The sequence below is a fragment of the Ochrobactrum soli genome, assembly GCF_003664555.1.
GTDB classification, from domain to species: Bacteria; Pseudomonadota; Alphaproteobacteria; order Rhizobiales; family Rhizobiaceae; genus Brucella; species Brucella teleogrylli.
In genome coordinates this window covers 251,150-266,064 of record NZ_RCHH01000003.1, presented here as the reverse complement: position 1 = coordinate 266,064, position 14,915 = coordinate 251,150, and the positions used below count along the sequence as shown (strand labels likewise).

The window sequence follows — 14,915 nt, the reverse complement described above, 5'->3', positions numbered from 1 at the left end:
TTGTTGGACGGTGTGTCCCAAAATCGCACAGGGGGTGCAAGCGGCGCAGTCACTTTGATTTTGCAAGTCTGCTCAACGCAATAGTCAATCGAAGTGCATATCTGGCTAAAAAGAAACGGGCCCCCATTGCTGGAGACCCGTTTCACTATACTGGTGGTTCGCAGTCAAAACATCGGCGCCACGGATTTGCGGGGGCCGAGTTTGTCTATTACCGCTTTGCTTCCACTGCGTCCCAGAACAGAGCAGCAATATTGGTGCCGTCAAAACGCTCGATCTCGCGTATGCCGGTCGGCGAGGTGACGTTGATCTCGGTCATGTAGTCGCCGATAACGTCGATGCCGACCAGAATGAAACCGCGCTCCCGCAGAGACGGTCCGATGCGTGCGCAGATTTCACGTTCGCGCGCCGTGAGCTTGCTCTGTTCGGGCCTGCCGCCGACATGCATGTTGGAGCGCGCATCGGTTTCTGACGGCACGCGGTTGAGCGCGCCGACCGGCTCACCGTCGATCAGGATGATGCGCTTGTCGCCTGCGCGCACGTCTTTCAAATAGCGCTGGGCGATGAACGGCTCGCGGAAAAGCTGGCCGAACATTTCGAGCAGCGAAGTGAGGTTACGATCACCGTCGGCCAGATGAAACACGCCCGCGCCACCATTGCCATAGAGCGGTTTGAGAATGATGTCGCCAAATTCGCGGCGGAAATCCATGACTTCCTGCGGGTCCTTGGTGATGAGCGTTTCCGGCATCAGGTCGGGAAATTCGGTGACGAAGATCTTTTCGGGGCTGTTGCGCACCCAGGCCGGATCGTTGACCACCAGCGTCTTCGGATGGATGCGCTCCAGAAGATGCGTGTTGGTGATGTAGTTCATGTCGAAGGGCGGGTCCTGACGCAGCAGCACCACATCCATTTCCAGCATGTCGCGGCGCTCAGGTACGCCCAGCGTGAAGTGATCGCCTTTGACGTCGCGCACTTCCAGTTTTTCGAGGCGCGCCGAAACGACGCCGTCGCGCATCGACAGGCGGTCAGGCGTATAATGATAAAGCTCGTGGCCGCGCTTCTGCGCCTCCAGCGAAAGCGCGAACGTTGTGTCGCCCGTGATGTTGATCGTGCTGATATGGTCCATCTGGACCGCGACTTTGAGAGCCATGATTTCCTCGCGATTCGAAGTTGCGGGAAATCTAAAACGGAATGCACCGGCGATATAGTGCCTTTCTGCCGCCGAAACGGCGCTAGCTCAGGCTTTCCGGCGTCCACAAAACACAAAAAAGTGTTTGCCATGGGGCCTCACTTCCAAACGAGGCAACCCTCCCCATATGATGGATCACAAATAGATACCCCTAGAATCAAGAGAACCTCATGAAAAAGATTGGCTTTCTCTCGTTCGGCCATTGGTCGCCCTCCCCGCAGTCGCAAACCCGTTCGGCTGCCGATACGCTGCTGCAATCGATAGATCTGGCAGTAGCCGCAGAGGAACTGGGGGCCGATGGCGCCTATTTCCGCGTGCACCATTTTGCGCGCCAGCTCGCCTCGCCTTTCCCGCTTCTGGCGGCGGTCGGCGCCAAGACCAGCAAGATCGAGATCGGCACCGGCGTCATCGATATGCGTTATGAAAACCCGCTTTACATGGCGGAAGATGCAGGCGCTGCCGACCTGATCGCTGGCGGACGCTTGCAGCTTGGTATCAGCCGCGGATCGCCCGAACAGGTGATCGACGGCTGGCGCTATTTCGGCTACGCGCCGGAAGAAGGCCAGACGGATGCGGATATGGGCCGCAAACATGCGGAAGTGTTTTTGCGCACGTTGAAAGGCGAAGGCTTTGCGCAGCCCAATCCTCGGCCGATGTTCCCCAACCCGCCCGGCCTGTTGCGCCTTGAGCCGCATTCGGAAGGATTGATCGACCGCATCTGGTGGGGCGCAGGGTCGAACGCCACCGCGGTCTGGGCAGCCAAGCTCGGCATGAACCTGCAAAGCTCCACGCTGAAAGACGATGAGACGGGCGAGCCGTTCCATATCCAGCAGGCAAAGCAGATACGCGCCTATCGCGAAGCCTGGAAGGAAGCGGGCCACAGCCGCACGCCGCGCGTTTCGGTGAGCCGCAGCGTCTTCGCGCTCGTCGATGACCGCGACCGTGCCTATTTCGGGGCTGGCGGCAAGGAGCAGGACAGCATCGGCTATATCGACGAGAACACGCGGGCGATCTTTGGTCGCTCCTATGCGGCGGAGCCGGAAGACCTCATCAAGGAGTTGGCGCAGGACGAGGCGATTGCCGAGGCAGACACGCTGCTTCTGACCGTCCCCAACCAGCTTGGCGTCGACTATAATGCCCATGTCATCGAAGCGATTTTGAAACATGTCGCTCCGGCGCTTGGCTGGCGCTGAATTGCCGCATTTATGCCATGCCGAAGCTTTTCATTTGGCGGGAAAATGCTCTAGAGCATTTCCAGCAAAAGTGCGTAGCGGTTTTGCGCAGGGTAATGCGTAAAAACAAATAGATAGAGCGGTTCCCCGATTCCGTTTTAACCGGAACCGCTCTAGACACAGCGGTTGAATGATACTTTTCGGGAGGAAAAGGTGACGTCCGTCAAAACTGTCATATTCGCCGACCATATCGCAGAACTGGGCGAAGGCCCGGGTTACGATCCGCTGACAGGCCATGTCTGGTGGTTCGATATTCTCGGGCACAAACTCATCGAGCGAAATTGGGAAAGCGGCGCAATGGAGGTCCATGACCTTGGCATGAAAGCCAGCGCCCTTGCCGTCATCGACCGCGAGCGCCAGCTTCTGGTCAGCGAACACGGGCTGTTCATCCGCGAGCGCGCCAATGGTCGTCTGACGATGCATCATCCGCTGGAAGCCGACAATCCGGTAACGCGCTCCAATGATGCGCGCGTCCACCCCTCCGGCGCATTCTGGATCGGCACTATGGGCCGCAAGGCCGAGAAGGATGCCGGTTCCATCTGGTGGTATCGCGAAGGCCAGGTGAAGAAGCTCTTTGCCGGCATCACGATCACCAATTCGATCTGCTTTTCGCCGGATGGAAAGATCGCCTATTTCGCCGATACCGACCGCAATATCATCTGGCGTGTCGATACCGATGCGGAAACAGGCCTGCCAGTTTCCGAAAAGAGCGTTTTTCATCATCGCGTCGATGAAGGCGGCGTTGACGGATCAGTCGTGGATGCGGAAGGCACCGTCTGGAACGCCTGCTGGGGCGGCAAGGCGCTACACGCCTATTCACCACAAGGTCGCCTGATCCGATCGATAGAACTGCCTGTAAGCCAGCCGTCCTGCCCGGCCTTTGTCGGCCCGGATGCGGCGGTCATGATCGTGACCAGCGCCCATGAAGGCATGAACGACGAAGCCCGCAATGCCGATCCCCATGCCGGAAAGGTGCTGCTGCTCGATCTCACATTGGCGGGGCGGCATGATCCGCCGGTAGCGCTCTAAAAGATAAAGGCCCCTTCCGGGGCCTTTTTCATTGTGGTGTCAGATACCCTCGACAATGACGATCTCACCATCCGCTACGGTCTGGCGAATAGCTTTCGCCGCCTGATATTCCGGCGAGTTGTAGCAATCGAGCGCGTGCTGCATGGTCTCGAACTCGATGATGACATTGCGCGCACGTCCTTGTCCTTCGACGGCTTCCGCCTTGCCGCCGCGCGCAATGAAATTCGCGCCATAGCGTTCGAAGGCGGGTTTGGCTGTGGACACATAATCCTTGTAGCGTTCCGGGTCGCGAACATCCACGCGGGCGATCCAATAGGCTTTCGTCATGCTTTCCTCCTCGAAAACTATTTACGCAGCGGAGCGCATTTCTTCCAGAATGGCAAGGGCAGACGCTTTGCGATCCGCTGCGCCGACAATCGGTCGCGCCACGACAAGATGGCTGGCGCCGGCACGAAGCGCATCCGCTGGCGTCATGACACGCTTCTGATCACCCTTCTCCGCGCCTGCGGGACGAATGCCCGGCGTCACCACCGCCATATCCGGTCCGATGGCCTGACGAATGGCGGCAGCTTCGGCTGCGGAAGCGACGATACCACCCATGCCGGCGTCCAGCGCCTGACGCGCGCGCTTCAGGACCAGCGTTTCCGCATTGTCGGAATAGCCCGCTTCGCGCAGGTCGGCATCATCCATCGACGTCAGAACCGTCACGCCGAGCAAGCAGAGATCTGACCCTCTGGCGGCTTCGACGGCAGCGCGCATGGCTTTTGGATAGGCATGGAGCGTGAGCATCGAAACGCCCATCTTCGCAACATTCTCCACGCCCTTGGCGATGGTGTTGTCGATGTCGAGCAGCTTCATGTCGAGGAAGACTTTCTTCTTCGCCGCAATCAGGCTCTTCGCAAAATCGAGACCGCCCGCAAAAACCAGCTGATAGCCGATCTTGTAGAAGGACACGGCATCGCCCAGTTCCTCAACGGCCTTTTCTGCTTCGGCGATAGTTGGCACGTCGAGGCCCACGATCAGCTGATCGCGCAATTCTGTCGTCGTCATGAAATTCTCCGCTGTGATTTTAACTTGAGCGGGATCTATTTCACGTTGAACATCACCCGCTCAAGCATTTTGCTTGAGCATGATCTTTTCCGAAAACCGGTGCCCACTTTTCGGGATCATGCTCTAATCGCACAACGGGGCGCGGTACGAAAGATACCGCGCCCCGAAATATGCAGATTGAACGGAGAATCAGCCGACCCGGCTGATCACGCTCTGACAGACGGCTGTGAGCATTTTGGCGCTGCGCTCATCCTTGAGGGTGCCGTCCTCGTTGAATGCCACCGAGGCGCGACCGACCGAACATTGTTCGGTCACGACCTGCGTTCCAACCGCCATCAACACCGCGCGCAGGTGGTAGAGCCCGCGCATACCGGCGAACATACCGTCCGACGTCGAACACAGACCGACCGTCAGCCCGCCATAGGGCCGCAGCGGCTGGTCGCCATCCTTGGAAATGCGGCTGACCCAGTCGAGCGTGTTTTTCAGCAGCGGCGGGATCGATGCATTATATTCCGGCGAGCAGATCAGAAGCGCGTCGTGTTCGGCAAAGAGCCGACCGAGCTTCATGGCGTTTTCGGGAACGCCATGCTCCTTTTCCAGATTCTGGTCCATCAGGGGCAACGGATAATCAGCAAGCGTGATGCGGGTGACTTCCGCACCCTGCGCCCGCAATTCCTGTTCGGCGGCATCCGCCATATGACCCGAGAAAGCGCCGATACGGATCGAACCGGCGAAGACAAGAACACGTGCGGTCATGGACAACTCCGAGAATCAGCAAATACAATCACGGACAGTCAATCAGCCGAGTGGCCTACGGTAAACCCACAGCTGTGCTGGCGGAACATTACGCATGACGAAATCATAGTGCTGAACCGTATAGTTTCCGCGACCGGCTGGAACCGGCGGCAGAGGTCCATAAGTGATCTGCATGAACGGACGGCCGCGCGGAATGCGCGTCAGCATATCTTCGATAAGCTGCACACGGCGCGCCATCGGGAAGTTGAGCAGCGGCACGGCAGAAATAATACTGTCGAACTGCTGGTCCTTCATGGTGCCGAGCGTGGTGTCGAGATCGAACGCATCGCCCTGGATGATGTTCACCTCGGGATAGGTCTTGTTCAGATGCTCGACGAAATCCTGCGAATATTCGATCGAATAAAGATCGGATGGCTTCACGCCATGCTTGAGGATCGCCTTGGTGATGACGCCGGTGCCCGGCCCAAGTTCGAGAACCGGCAGGCCGGAATGGATATCGATCACGCTTGCCATGCGCCGCGCGGTGATGGAGCTGGTCGGCAGAATGGCGCCTACCGCTTTCGGCCCGTCAATCCACCCTTTGAAAAAACGGATTTCCTCGTCGAATTTCGCGGCGAGTTTCCTGCCGAGTTGACCTGCCATTCCGCATGCTCCCATTGTCGTTATTGGACAAGCTTATGCCGCTTTCAATTCCTTAAGCAAGGCAGGAATAAGGAAAATATGAAAAAAGGGAGCCGTTTGGCTCCCCTTTTTTATTCACCTATTCCCTCGAAGAATTCCTTCATCCGCGAGAAGAACCCGGCTGATTTCGGGCTGTTCTCCTGCGAGGAGAGCTTTTCGAATTCCTCCAGTAATTCGCGCTGGCGCTTCGACAGGTTCTGCGGCGTCTCAATATCGATCTGGATATAGAGATCGCCCACCGCCTGCTGGCGCAGAACCGGCATGCCCTTGCCCTTGAGGCGGAACTGCTTGGCGTTCTGCGTGCCTTCGGGAACCTTCACGCGGGTCTGGGTGCCGTCCAGTGTCGAGACTTCGAACTGGCCGCCCAGCGCCGCCGTGGTCATCGAGATCGGCACCTTGCAATAAAGGTCGGAGCCGTCGCGCTGGAAGAACTCGTGCGGCTTGACCGAAAGGAAGATGTAGAGATCACCCGACGGACCGCCGCGCATTCCGGCTTCGCCTTCGCCTGCAAGGCGAATACGGGTGCCGTCCTCGATCCCGGCCGGGATATTGACCGAAAGCGAACGCTCCTGCGTCACGCGGCCCTGACCGTGGCACTTGCCGCAAGGATCCTTGATGACCTGACCGCGACCATTACAGGTCGGGCAGGTGCGTTCCACCGAGAAGAAGCCCTGCGCCGCGCGCACACGGCCCGAGCCCGAGCACATGGTACAGGTGGTGGGCTGCGAACCCGCCTTGGCACCCGAACCGGAGCATTCATCACAGGTGATGGAGGTCGGCACGCGAATCTGCGCCGTCTTGCCGGCGAAAGCTTCTTCGAGCGTCACTTCCATATTATAGCGCAGATCGGCGCCGCGTTCGCGACCGTTGCTGGAACGGCGGCGACCGCCACCCATCATCTCGCCAAAAATATCTTCGAAAATATCGGCAAAACCGCCCGCGCCCGCAAAGCCATTGCCAAAACCGGCACCTGCGCCGCCATTTTCAAAGGCAGCATGGCCGAAACGGTCATAGGCTGCCCGCTTCTGCGGGTCCTTCAGCGTTTCGTAAGCTTCGCCGATTTCCTTGAACTTGCGTTCAGCTTCCGGATTATCCGGGTTGCGATCAGGATGGTACTGCATGGCGAGCTTGCGAAAAGCCGCTTTCAGCGTCTTGTCATCGCAGGACTTTTCTACGCCCAATGCTTCGTAATAATCGATCTTCATACGTCCGTTACCCCGGCGGCTGGACCGGACTCCCAACCGGAGCCTTCGTTATTATTCATCGTCTGCCGAATACCGAAACTGGCAAAAGCCCGGCATGGAGCCGGGCTTTCACTGTCAGCGGCAGATGATTACGACTTCTTCTTGTCGTCGTCGATTTCTTCATAGTCGGCGTCAACGACATCGTCCTTGGACGAAGCCTGCTCGCCGCCTTCGGCGTCCGCACCTTCAGAAGCCTGCGCTGCCTCATACATGGCCTGACCGAGCTTCATCGCCGTTTCAGCGAGCGTCTGGGTCTTGGCCTTGATGTCTTCGGCATCGTCACCTTCAAGCGAGGTCTTGAGCGCAGCGATCGCGCCTTCGATGGCCTGCTTGTCGTCTTCCGAGACCTTGTCGCCGTAATCCTTCAGCGACTTTTCCGTCGAGTGGATCAGGCTTTCGGCCTGGTTCTTGGCTTCGACGGCATCGCGGCGCTTCTTGTCGGCGTCGGCATTGGCCTCGGCGTCCTTGACCATCTTTTCGATGTCGGCATCCGACAGACCGCCCGAAGCCTGAATGCGGATCTGGTGCTCCTTGCCGGTGCCCTTATCCTTGGCCGATACGTTGACGATACCGTTGGCGTCGATGTCGAAGGTCACTTCGATCTGCGGCACGCCACGCGGTGCAGGCGGAATGCCCACGAGGTCGAACTGGCCGAGGATCTTGTTGTCGGCAGCCATTTCACGCTCGCCCTGGAAGACGCGGATCGTCACAGCCGACTGATTGTCTTCGGCAGTGGAGAAGGTCTGCGACTTCTTGGTCGGGATGGTCGTGTTGCGGTCGATCAGACGGGTGAACACGCCACCGAGCGTTTCGATGCCGAGCGACAGCGGGGTCACGTCGAGCAGCAGAACGTCTTTGACGTCGCCCTGCAGAACGCCGCCCTGAATGGCCGCGCCCATGGCGACGACTTCGTCCGGATTCACGCCCTTGTGCGGTTCCTTGCCGAAGAAGGCCTTCACGACTTCCTGGATCTTGGGCATGCGGGTCATGCCGCCGACCAGAACCACTTCGTCGATTTCACCAGCCTTGAGACCGGCATCCTTCAGAGCGGCCTTGCACGGCTCAATCGTGCGCTTGACGAGGTCTTCGACAAGGCTTTCGAACTTGGCGCGCGACAGCTTGATGGCCAGATGCTTCGGACCCGTTGCGTCAGCGGTGATGAACGGCAGGTTGATTTCGGTCTGCTGGGCAGCCGACAGTTCAATCTTGGCCTTTTCGGCAGCTTCCTTGAGACGCTGCAGAGCAAGCTTGTCGTTCTTCAGATCGATGCCGCTTTCCTTCTTGAACTCGGTGATCATGTAGTCGACGATGTGCATGTCGAAGTCTTCACCGCCGAGGAACGTGTCACCGTTGGTGGACTTCACTTCGAACACGCCGTCACCGATCTCAAGCACCGACACGTCGAAGGTGCCGCCGCCAAGATCGTATACGGCAATAGTCTTGCCTTCGCTCTTGTCGAGACCATAGGCGAGCGCAGCAGCGGTCGGCTCGTTGATGATGCGCAGCACTTCCAGACCGGCAATCTTGCCAGCGTCCTTGGTGGCCTGACGCTGGGCGTCGTTGAAGTAAGCCGGAACCGTGATAACGGCCTGCGTGACGGTTTCGCCGAGGTAAGATTCAGCCGTTTCCTTCATTTTCTGAAGGATCATCGCGGAAACCTGCGATGGCGAATACTTCTTCCCGTGAACTTCTACCCAGGCATCGCCATTGTCGCCCTTGACGATCTTGTAAGGGACGAGATCCTTGTCCTTGGTGACCATCGGATCGTCGAAACGGCGACCGATCAGGCGCTTGACTGCAAACAGGGTGCCTTCCGGATTGGTGACGGCCTGACGTTTCGCAGGCTGACCAGCGAGACGTTCGTCACTATCGGTGAAAGCAATGATGGAAGGCGTCGTGCGGGCGCCTTCGGCATTCTCGATGACCTTCGCGCTCTTACCGTCCATAACGGCGACGCAGGAGTTGGTCGTTCCCAGATCGATACCAATAACTTTAGCCATATTTCTCTCCATTCAGCAAACCGCCAAGACCTCTACCGAGCGTTCCATGGGCGGCTCCTACGGTTTTTCACAATGCCCGCTTCAAGGTTGGGTTTCCGGAGGTTTTTTCAAGACCCCTCGGCCTGTCATCGAAGCCCTGTGCGAGGCGTATATAAGAAAGGCGCTTTTTCACTGCAAGTCAGAACAGCCGGACAGTCATAAATTCCTTCCCGGCTATTCTAACAGGTCTTTATCCGGACGATCCCTACAGGGAACCTAGAGGTCTACGAAACCATTATTTTTGCCCGCCCGATAGATCGCGTCGATGACGCGCTGATTGGCCTTGGAATTCTCCAATGAAAACAAGGCTACATCCTCGCCCTGTACGGCGCGCACAAAATTTTGCGCCTGCAACTGATAATGGTTTGCGTCCGAAAACGACCATTCCGTCGCTTCCGTATGGCCTGCGTCGTTGAGCGTCACGCGGCCATGACCGTATTTGCCGGTGTTGAACGGCGCATGAACCTCGATGAAGCCCTTGTCGCCGTGGAAAACCATGAACTGACGCCCGGCAAGCTGCGTCGCTACATAGAAAGTCATGTCGAAGCCGTCGAATCGGGCCGCGACATTGGCATAGCGGTCAGTGCCGAAATTCGGGTCGATTTCGACGCAAGCCTGCACGGAGACCGGCTCCTTGCCCGTGACCATGCGGGTTACGACCGTCGGATAAACGCCGATATCCGGCAACGCGCCGCCGCCGAGGTCGGGCTGATTGCGCATATTGCCGGGATCGACGTTGAAATAGCTGAAAGCGCCCTGAACATGGCGCAACGTGCCGATGGCGCCTTCGGCCAGCAATGCGCGCACCTTGATCCATTGCGGATGGTAATAGACCATGAAGGCCTCGGCGATTGTGACCTTGTGCTTGTCGCGCGCGGCGATGAGCTGGTCGATATCGTCGGCTTTCAGCGCTATCGGCTTTTCACACAGCACATGCTTGCCGGCTTCCGCCGCCTTGATCGTCCATTCGATATGCTGCGATGTCGGCAGCGGGATATAAACGCCGTCCACCTGATCGCTGGCCAGCAATTCCTCATAGGAGCCGAAGGCAAGCGGGGCACCAAAACGGTCGGCCACGGCACGGGCACGGGCGTGATCGCGGCTCGCTATCGCATGGACCACGCCATTATCCGACGCGGCCAATGCGGGAATCACCTGCGTGACGCCGATTTTGGCGGTGGAAAGAATACCCCAACGGAACATGCCATTTCCTTTAGTTTCGCGGCTGAACACTATCATCGATTTCGTGACCGGTGGTAATCGATGACATGTTTGACCGAAAGACAAAAGGAAAAATCCCGTTACAGGCGTTCTTTCCAAAAAGGCGTAAATTCACAGCCGCCGCAAGGCTGGCGGCGCAAGCGTCAACAGCCCGCCGAGCGTCATGGCGAAGCCAACCCACAGTGGTGCATGGAGACCATATCCCGCGTCCATCGCCAGACCGCCGATCCATGGACCAAGGCCGAGGCCGATATTGATAACCGATGCGTGCATTGCATTCACCAATGCGCCGGGATGGGCAATGCGCATCACACGCGCCACGAAAGCCGGGTTCAACGCAATGCCGGTCAGTCCGATCATCACGATGGCGAGGATTGCAGCAGGCTTGAGTTCGGCGAAAAGCGCGAAGATCAGCATGGCTGCAAGCATCACCACGAGTCCCGCAAAGATCGTCATGATCGTGTGCCGATCGGCAAAGCGCCCGGAAACATAGTTGCCGACGATGTTGGCCGCACCGTAGATGGCGAGCAGGAATGGAACCTGCATGGCCGAAAATCCGGCCAATTCCACGGTGATCGGCGACAGATAGCTGTAAACCGCAAAAGACGAGCCGATGACCAGCGCGCTGGTGGCATAGGCCGCCCAGAGTTTTGGCTTGCGCATTTCCGCCAATTCCGAACGCAGATCGGCCTGCGGTCCGTCACGGGTCGTTTCGATCTTCAGCGCGATGACCAGCGCGCAAAGCAGAATCAGCACCACGATGCTCCAGAAGCTGGCGCGCCAGCCGAACGCATTGGTGATCGCCGTTGCAATCGGCACGCCCAGCACGGTGCAGAGCATCAATCCGGCAAAGACCAGCGACGAAGCACGTCCCCGCAGTTCCGGCGCGACGAGTTGCGCCGTAATGGCGAGCATGAGGCCGAAACTGGTTGCGGCGGCCATGCCGGTCAGCACGCGGGCGGCCAGAAGCACCTGGAAATTGCTGGTGGAGGCGGCAACGCTCTGCGCGAGCGCATAGAAGATCAAAAGGCCCAGAAGCCCACGCTTGTTCTCGATCTTCAGGGCCAGAAACAGCACCGTCACCAGCGGACCGCCGACCATCATGCCCAAGGCATAGAGCGAAATCAGATTGCCGATATCGGCAATGGAGCGGCCAAAAGCCTCCTGAAGCGAAGGCATCATGCCCGAAATCATCAGTTCGGAGGTCGTCAGCGCAAAAACGCCGAGACTGAGACAATAGACAACCAGCGGTATTGCCCGCGCCTCTTTACGGGACGCAACCGTCCCCTCCGCCGCAAGGGCAGAATCGCACGAATCGTTCATGGAGACGAATCCTATTTATGTAATAATTATTATATAATTCATATCGACTTGTTCGAGCGCGTCAAGAGAATTATATAAGGCAGACTACAGAAAGGGAGGAAAAATGGTTTCGCGCGGTCGCCCGCGCAGTTTCGATCGCGATGCTGCGCTGGACAAGGTCATGAAAGTTTTCTGGGCCAAGGGCTATGAATGCGCCCAGATCAGCGATTTCACGGCAGCCATAGGCATTACGCCGCCGAGTTTCTATGCCGCATTCGGCAACAAGGAACAGGCGTTTCGCGAGGCCGTTGACTATTATCGGCGCACCATCGGCGCTGCCCCCTTCAGAGCTTTGGAAGACGCCGTCACCATTCAAGACGGCATACGCCTCTGGCTTGAATTGAGCGCAGACAGCGCTTTTGCGTGTCCTGCTGGCGGCTGCATGATCAGCGTCAGCTCGATCCAGTGCAAACCGGAGAACGTCCCGGTCAAGGAATTCCTGACAGCCATTCGCCACACCAATCAGGACCTGCTTTCCAAGCGCCTGCAACGCGCCTTGCGCGAGGGCGACCTGCCACCCGAAACCGACATCGCCCAGATGAGCGAATTCTACCACGCGATCCAGCAGAGCCTCTCCTATGAGGCGCGTGACGGCAGTTCGCGGGCCACCGTGCAAAAGATCATCGACATGGCCATGCGCGCCATGCCTGCAAAAGCGAAAAGCCCGGCTTGAAGCCGGGCTTTTTACTTTTTGCTTATCCGCGCAGCACGCCGCCGGTCTGTTTGGCGACACTTGCCACAACCTGTTTCGACAATGCGTCCAGATCTTCGTCGGTCAGGGTGCGATCCTGCGGCTGAAGCAGCACTTCAACCGCAATCGACTTCTTCCCTTCGCCAAGCGATGCACCGGTGAAGATATCGAACACCTGAACGCCGACGATCAGCTTCTTGTCGGCTGCCGAAACCGCCTTCACGACATTGCCCGCTTCGACAGTGGCATCCACCACAAAGGCATAATCGCGTTTGAGGCTCTGGAACTGCGACAGGTTGAGCGCAGGCTTGGTGCGGGTCGCCTTTGCCTTCGGCTCAGGGATCGCATCGATATAGATTTCGAAGCCGCAGAGATTGCCCGACACGTCGAGGGCTTCCAGCGTGTCCGGATGGAACTCGCCGAAATAGCCAAGCACGACCTTGGGGCCGAGCTTCAGCGTGCCGGAACGGCCCGGATGGAACCATTCCGGTCCACCGGCTTCGATCTGGATGCGATCAACCGGCGCACCGGCAGCTTCCAGCGCCGCCAGCGCATCGGCCTTGGCGTCGAACACGCCAACGGTCGCCGCATTGCCGGACCAGAAGCGGCCAGCGCCTTCAACGCCCGCCGTTCCGCGACGGATACCACCGGCCACACGGCGCTGCTTCTCCGTCGTGTCGCCTTCATAGATGCCCGAAACCTCGAACAGAGCGATATCGCCAAAACCGCGATCCGCATTGCGCTGTGCCGCAGCCAAGAGGCCCGGCAGAAGCGACGGACGCATATCCGACATGTCGGCTGCAATCGGGTTCGCAAGCTTCAGCTCCGGCTGGCCGCCGCCAAATGCCTTGGCCTGCGCTTCGGAAATGAAGGAATAGGTCACCGCTTCCAGCATGCCGCGCGAAGCGAGCATACGACGGGCATGACGCGTGCGAATCTGCAAGGTGGTCAGGATGCGGCCATTGACGGCGCCATGGTTTGGCAGCGGCTGCGGCTCGATCTGGTTGATGCCGTGAATACGCATGACTTCTTCAACGAGGTCGGCCTTGCCTTCCACGTCTCCACGCCATGTCGGCACCGTTGCCTTGATGACCTTGCCATCGCCTTCGACACCGAAGCCGAGACGCTTCAGGATATCGAGCGAAGCGTCGTAGGAAACCTCGATACCCGTCAGGCGCTTTACTTCCGTGACCGGGAAATCGATGACGCGCGCAGCTGGCGCCTTGTAACCGACAACGTCGAGAACCGTCGGCTGTCCACCGCACAGGTCCAGCACCAGCTGGGTTGCAATTTCCGCACCCGGAACCATCATTTCCGGATCGACGCCGCGCTCGAACCGATAGCGCGCATCGGTGACGATGCCGAGTTCGCGGCCCGTGCGTGCAATCATGCGCGCATCCCAAAGCGCGGATTCGATCAGCACATCGACCGTGTTCTCGTCGCAACCGGAATGCTCGCCACCCATGATGCCGGCAATCGATTCGGGACCGTTTTCATCGGCAATGATGTACATGCCGGGCTTCAACTTATACTCGCGCTGGTCGAGCGCCAGAATGGTTTCGCCTTCACGCGCCGCACGCACCGTTAGATTCCCCTTGACCTTGGCCGCGTCGAAAACATGCAGCGGACGGCCCTGATCGAAGGTCACGTAATTGGTGATATCCACCAGCGCATTGATCGGGCGCAGGCCGATTGCCTTCAGACGCTGCTGCATCCATTTCGGGCTCGGGCCGTTCTTCACGCCCTTGACCATGCGCAGCGCAAAGCCGAGGCAGAACGGGTTTTCCGCATCCTGATCGAGAATAATCTTCACCGGCGTTTCGCCTTCGCCCTTGGCGGCGGCTGGCAGCGTGTTCTTCAGCGTGCCGAGACCGGCGGCTGCCAGATCGCGGGCAATGCCGTGAATGCCGGTGCAATCGGCGCGGTTCGGCGTGAGGCCTATTTCGATGATCGGATCGTCAAGGCCCATATAGGCCGCAAAGCTTGTGCCCACCGGTGCATTTTCCGGCAGATCGATGATGCCGTTATGCTCGTCGGACAGTTCCAGCTCACGCTCGGAGCACATCATGCCAAAACTTTCGACACCGCGAATCTTGCCGACCGACAGCGTGACATCGAGACCCGGCACATAGTCGCCCGGACGACCCAGAACACCGACCAGACCGGCGCGGGCATTCGGCGCGCCGCAAACGACCTGTACCGGCTTGCCATCGCCCGTATCGACGGAGAGCACGCGCAGCTTGTCGGCATCGGGATGCTGGGTGGCACTCACCACCTTGGCGATCTTGAAAGCCTTGAAGGCGGCGCGGTCATCGACCGATTCCACTTCAAGACCGATATCGGTGAGCTTCTCGACGATCTGGTCGAGCGTCGCATCGGTTTCAAGGTGATCCTTGAGCCAGGAAAGCGTGAATTTCATGATCG

The 14,915-nt window shown here is 58.6% G+C and carries 13 protein-coding genes; 3 read left to right on the top strand and 10 right to left on the bottom strand.

The genetic code is table 11. The features are described from left to right. Positions 1–208 precede the first annotated feature (208 nt). Positions 209–1,147: a glutathione synthase gene (gshB, locus tag D8666_RS06690; protein WP_109370077.1), complete on the bottom strand. Its 939-nt coding sequence runs from the start codon at positions 1,145–1,147 to the stop codon at positions 209–211. A 209-nt stretch (positions 1,148–1,356) separates the two neighbouring features. Here gshB and D8666_RS06685 point away from each other — a divergent pair, with 209 nt between their 5' ends. Both D8666_RS06685 and D8666_RS06680 read left to right on the top strand, forming a co-directional pair. Further along, complete coding sequence (locus tag D8666_RS06685) at positions 1,357–2,379, top strand: LLM class flavin-dependent oxidoreductase (RefSeq protein WP_121536954.1); 1,023 nt, start codon at positions 1,357–1,359, stop codon at positions 2,377–2,379. Positions 2,380–2,571: 192 nt separating this feature from the next. Next, positions 2,572–3,447, top strand: coding sequence for an SMP-30/gluconolactonase/LRE family protein (locus D8666_RS06680; protein ID WP_121536952.1), 876 nt, complete (start codon positions 2,572–2,574; stop codon positions 3,445–3,447). A gap of 39 nt (positions 3,448–3,486) precedes the next feature. On the opposite strand, the gene D8666_RS06675 is transcribed toward D8666_RS06680, so the two are convergent. The 8 genes from D8666_RS06675 to D8666_RS06640 form a co-directional block, all read right to left on the bottom strand. Further along, the gene (locus tag D8666_RS06675; RefSeq protein ID WP_109370075.1) at positions 3,487–3,774 is read right to left on the bottom strand and encodes a DUF1330 domain-containing protein; all 288 of its coding nucleotides are present in this window, start codon (positions 3,772–3,774) and stop codon (positions 3,487–3,489) included. Between the two features lie 21 nt (positions 3,775–3,795). Next, positions 3,796–4,497, bottom strand: a complete 702-nt coding sequence (gene pyrF, locus D8666_RS06670; protein ID WP_109370074.1) for an orotidine-5'-phosphate decarboxylase — start codon at positions 4,495–4,497, stop codon at positions 3,796–3,798. 189 nt (positions 4,498–4,686) lie between these two features. Continuing rightward, on the bottom strand, positions 4,687–5,253 hold the full coding sequence (locus tag D8666_RS06665) for an NADPH-dependent FMN reductase (RefSeq protein ID WP_121536950.1): 567 nt from the start codon (positions 5,251–5,253) through the stop codon (positions 4,687–4,689). Between the two features lie 42 nt (positions 5,254–5,295). Next, positions 5,296–5,895 carry a phospholipid N-methyltransferase PmtA gene (gene pmtA, locus D8666_RS06660; protein WP_109370072.1) on the bottom strand — a complete coding sequence of 200 codons (600 nt, stop codon included), beginning with the start codon at positions 5,893–5,895 and terminating at the stop codon, positions 5,296–5,298. A 110-nt stretch (positions 5,896–6,005) separates the two neighbouring features. Further along, positions 6,006–7,139 (bottom strand): molecular chaperone DnaJ, encoded by a 1,134-nt coding sequence (dnaJ, locus tag D8666_RS06655; protein WP_109370071.1) that lies wholly within the window; start codon positions 7,137–7,139, stop codon positions 6,006–6,008. Positions 7,140–7,267: 128 nt separating this feature from the next. Further along, positions 7,268–9,178: a molecular chaperone DnaK gene (dnaK, locus tag D8666_RS06650; protein WP_109370070.1), complete on the bottom strand. Its 1,911-nt coding sequence runs from the start codon at positions 9,176–9,178 to the stop codon at positions 7,268–7,270. Between the two features lie 255 nt (positions 9,179–9,433). Further along, the gene (locus D8666_RS06645; RefSeq protein WP_121536948.1) at positions 9,434–10,420 is read right to left on the bottom strand and encodes a Gfo/Idh/MocA family protein; all 987 of its coding nucleotides are present in this window, start codon (positions 10,418–10,420) and stop codon (positions 9,434–9,436) included. A 129-nt stretch (positions 10,421–10,549) separates the two neighbouring features. Beyond that, complete coding sequence (locus tag D8666_RS06640; RefSeq protein ID WP_121536946.1) at positions 10,550–11,761, bottom strand: MFS transporter; 1,212 nt, start codon at positions 11,759–11,761, stop codon at positions 10,550–10,552. A gap of 103 nt (positions 11,762–11,864) precedes the next feature. Between D8666_RS06640 and D8666_RS06635 the strand changes: the two genes are divergently transcribed. Further along, a complete protein-coding gene (locus D8666_RS06635; RefSeq protein WP_121536944.1) occupies positions 11,865–12,473 on the top strand; it encodes a TetR/AcrR family transcriptional regulator in 609 nt (202 codons plus the stop codon). Positions 12,474–12,495: 22 nt separating this feature from the next. On the opposite strand, the gene pheT is transcribed toward D8666_RS06635, so the two are convergent. Then, on the bottom strand, positions 12,496–14,910 hold the full coding sequence (gene pheT / locus D8666_RS06630) for a phenylalanine--tRNA ligase subunit beta (protein WP_121536942.1): 2,415 nt from the start codon (positions 14,908–14,910) through the stop codon (positions 12,496–12,498). Positions 14,911–14,915: the final 5 nt, after the last annotated feature.

Excerpts from the sequence above, each read along its gene's own strand:
- gshB (WP_109370077.1), bottom strand. The coding sequence starts at position 1,147 with ATGGCTCTCAAAGTCGCGGTCCAGATGGACCATATCAGCACGATCAAC.
- D8666_RS06685 (WP_121536954.1), top strand. The coding sequence starts at position 1,357 with ATGAAAAAGATTGGCTTTCTCTCGTTCGGCCATTGGTCGCCCTCCCCG.
- D8666_RS06675 (WP_109370075.1), bottom strand. The coding sequence starts at position 3,774 with ATGACGAAAGCCTATTGGATCGCCCGCGTGGATGTTCGCGACCCGGAA.
- pyrF (WP_109370074.1), bottom strand. The coding sequence starts at position 4,497 with ATGACGACGACAGAATTGCGCGATCAGCTGATCGTGGGCCTCGACGTG.
- D8666_RS06665 (WP_121536950.1), bottom strand. The coding sequence starts at position 5,253 with ATGACCGCACGTGTTCTTGTCTTCGCCGGTTCGATCCGTATCGGCGCT.
- pmtA (WP_109370072.1), bottom strand. The coding sequence starts at position 5,895 with ATGGCAGGTCAACTCGGCAGGAAACTCGCCGCGAAATTCGACGAGGAA.
- dnaJ (WP_109370071.1), bottom strand. The coding sequence starts at position 7,139 with ATGAAGATCGATTATTACGAAGCATTGGGCGTAGAAAAGTCCTGCGAT.
- dnaK (WP_109370070.1), bottom strand. The coding sequence starts at position 9,178 with ATGGCTAAAGTTATTGGTATCGATCTGGGAACGACCAACTCCTGCGTC.
- D8666_RS06645 (WP_121536948.1), bottom strand. The coding sequence starts at position 10,420 with ATGTTCCGTTGGGGTATTCTTTCCACCGCCAAAATCGGCGTCACGCAG.
- D8666_RS06640 (WP_121536946.1), bottom strand. The coding sequence starts at position 11,761 with ATGAACGATTCGTGCGATTCTGCCCTTGCGGCGGAGGGGACGGTTGCG.
- D8666_RS06635 (WP_121536944.1), top strand. The coding sequence starts at position 11,865 with ATGGTTTCGCGCGGTCGCCCGCGCAGTTTCGATCGCGATGCTGCGCTG.
- pheT (WP_121536942.1), bottom strand. The coding sequence starts at position 14,910 with ATGAAATTCACGCTTTCCTGGCTCAAGGATCACCTTGAAACCGATGCG.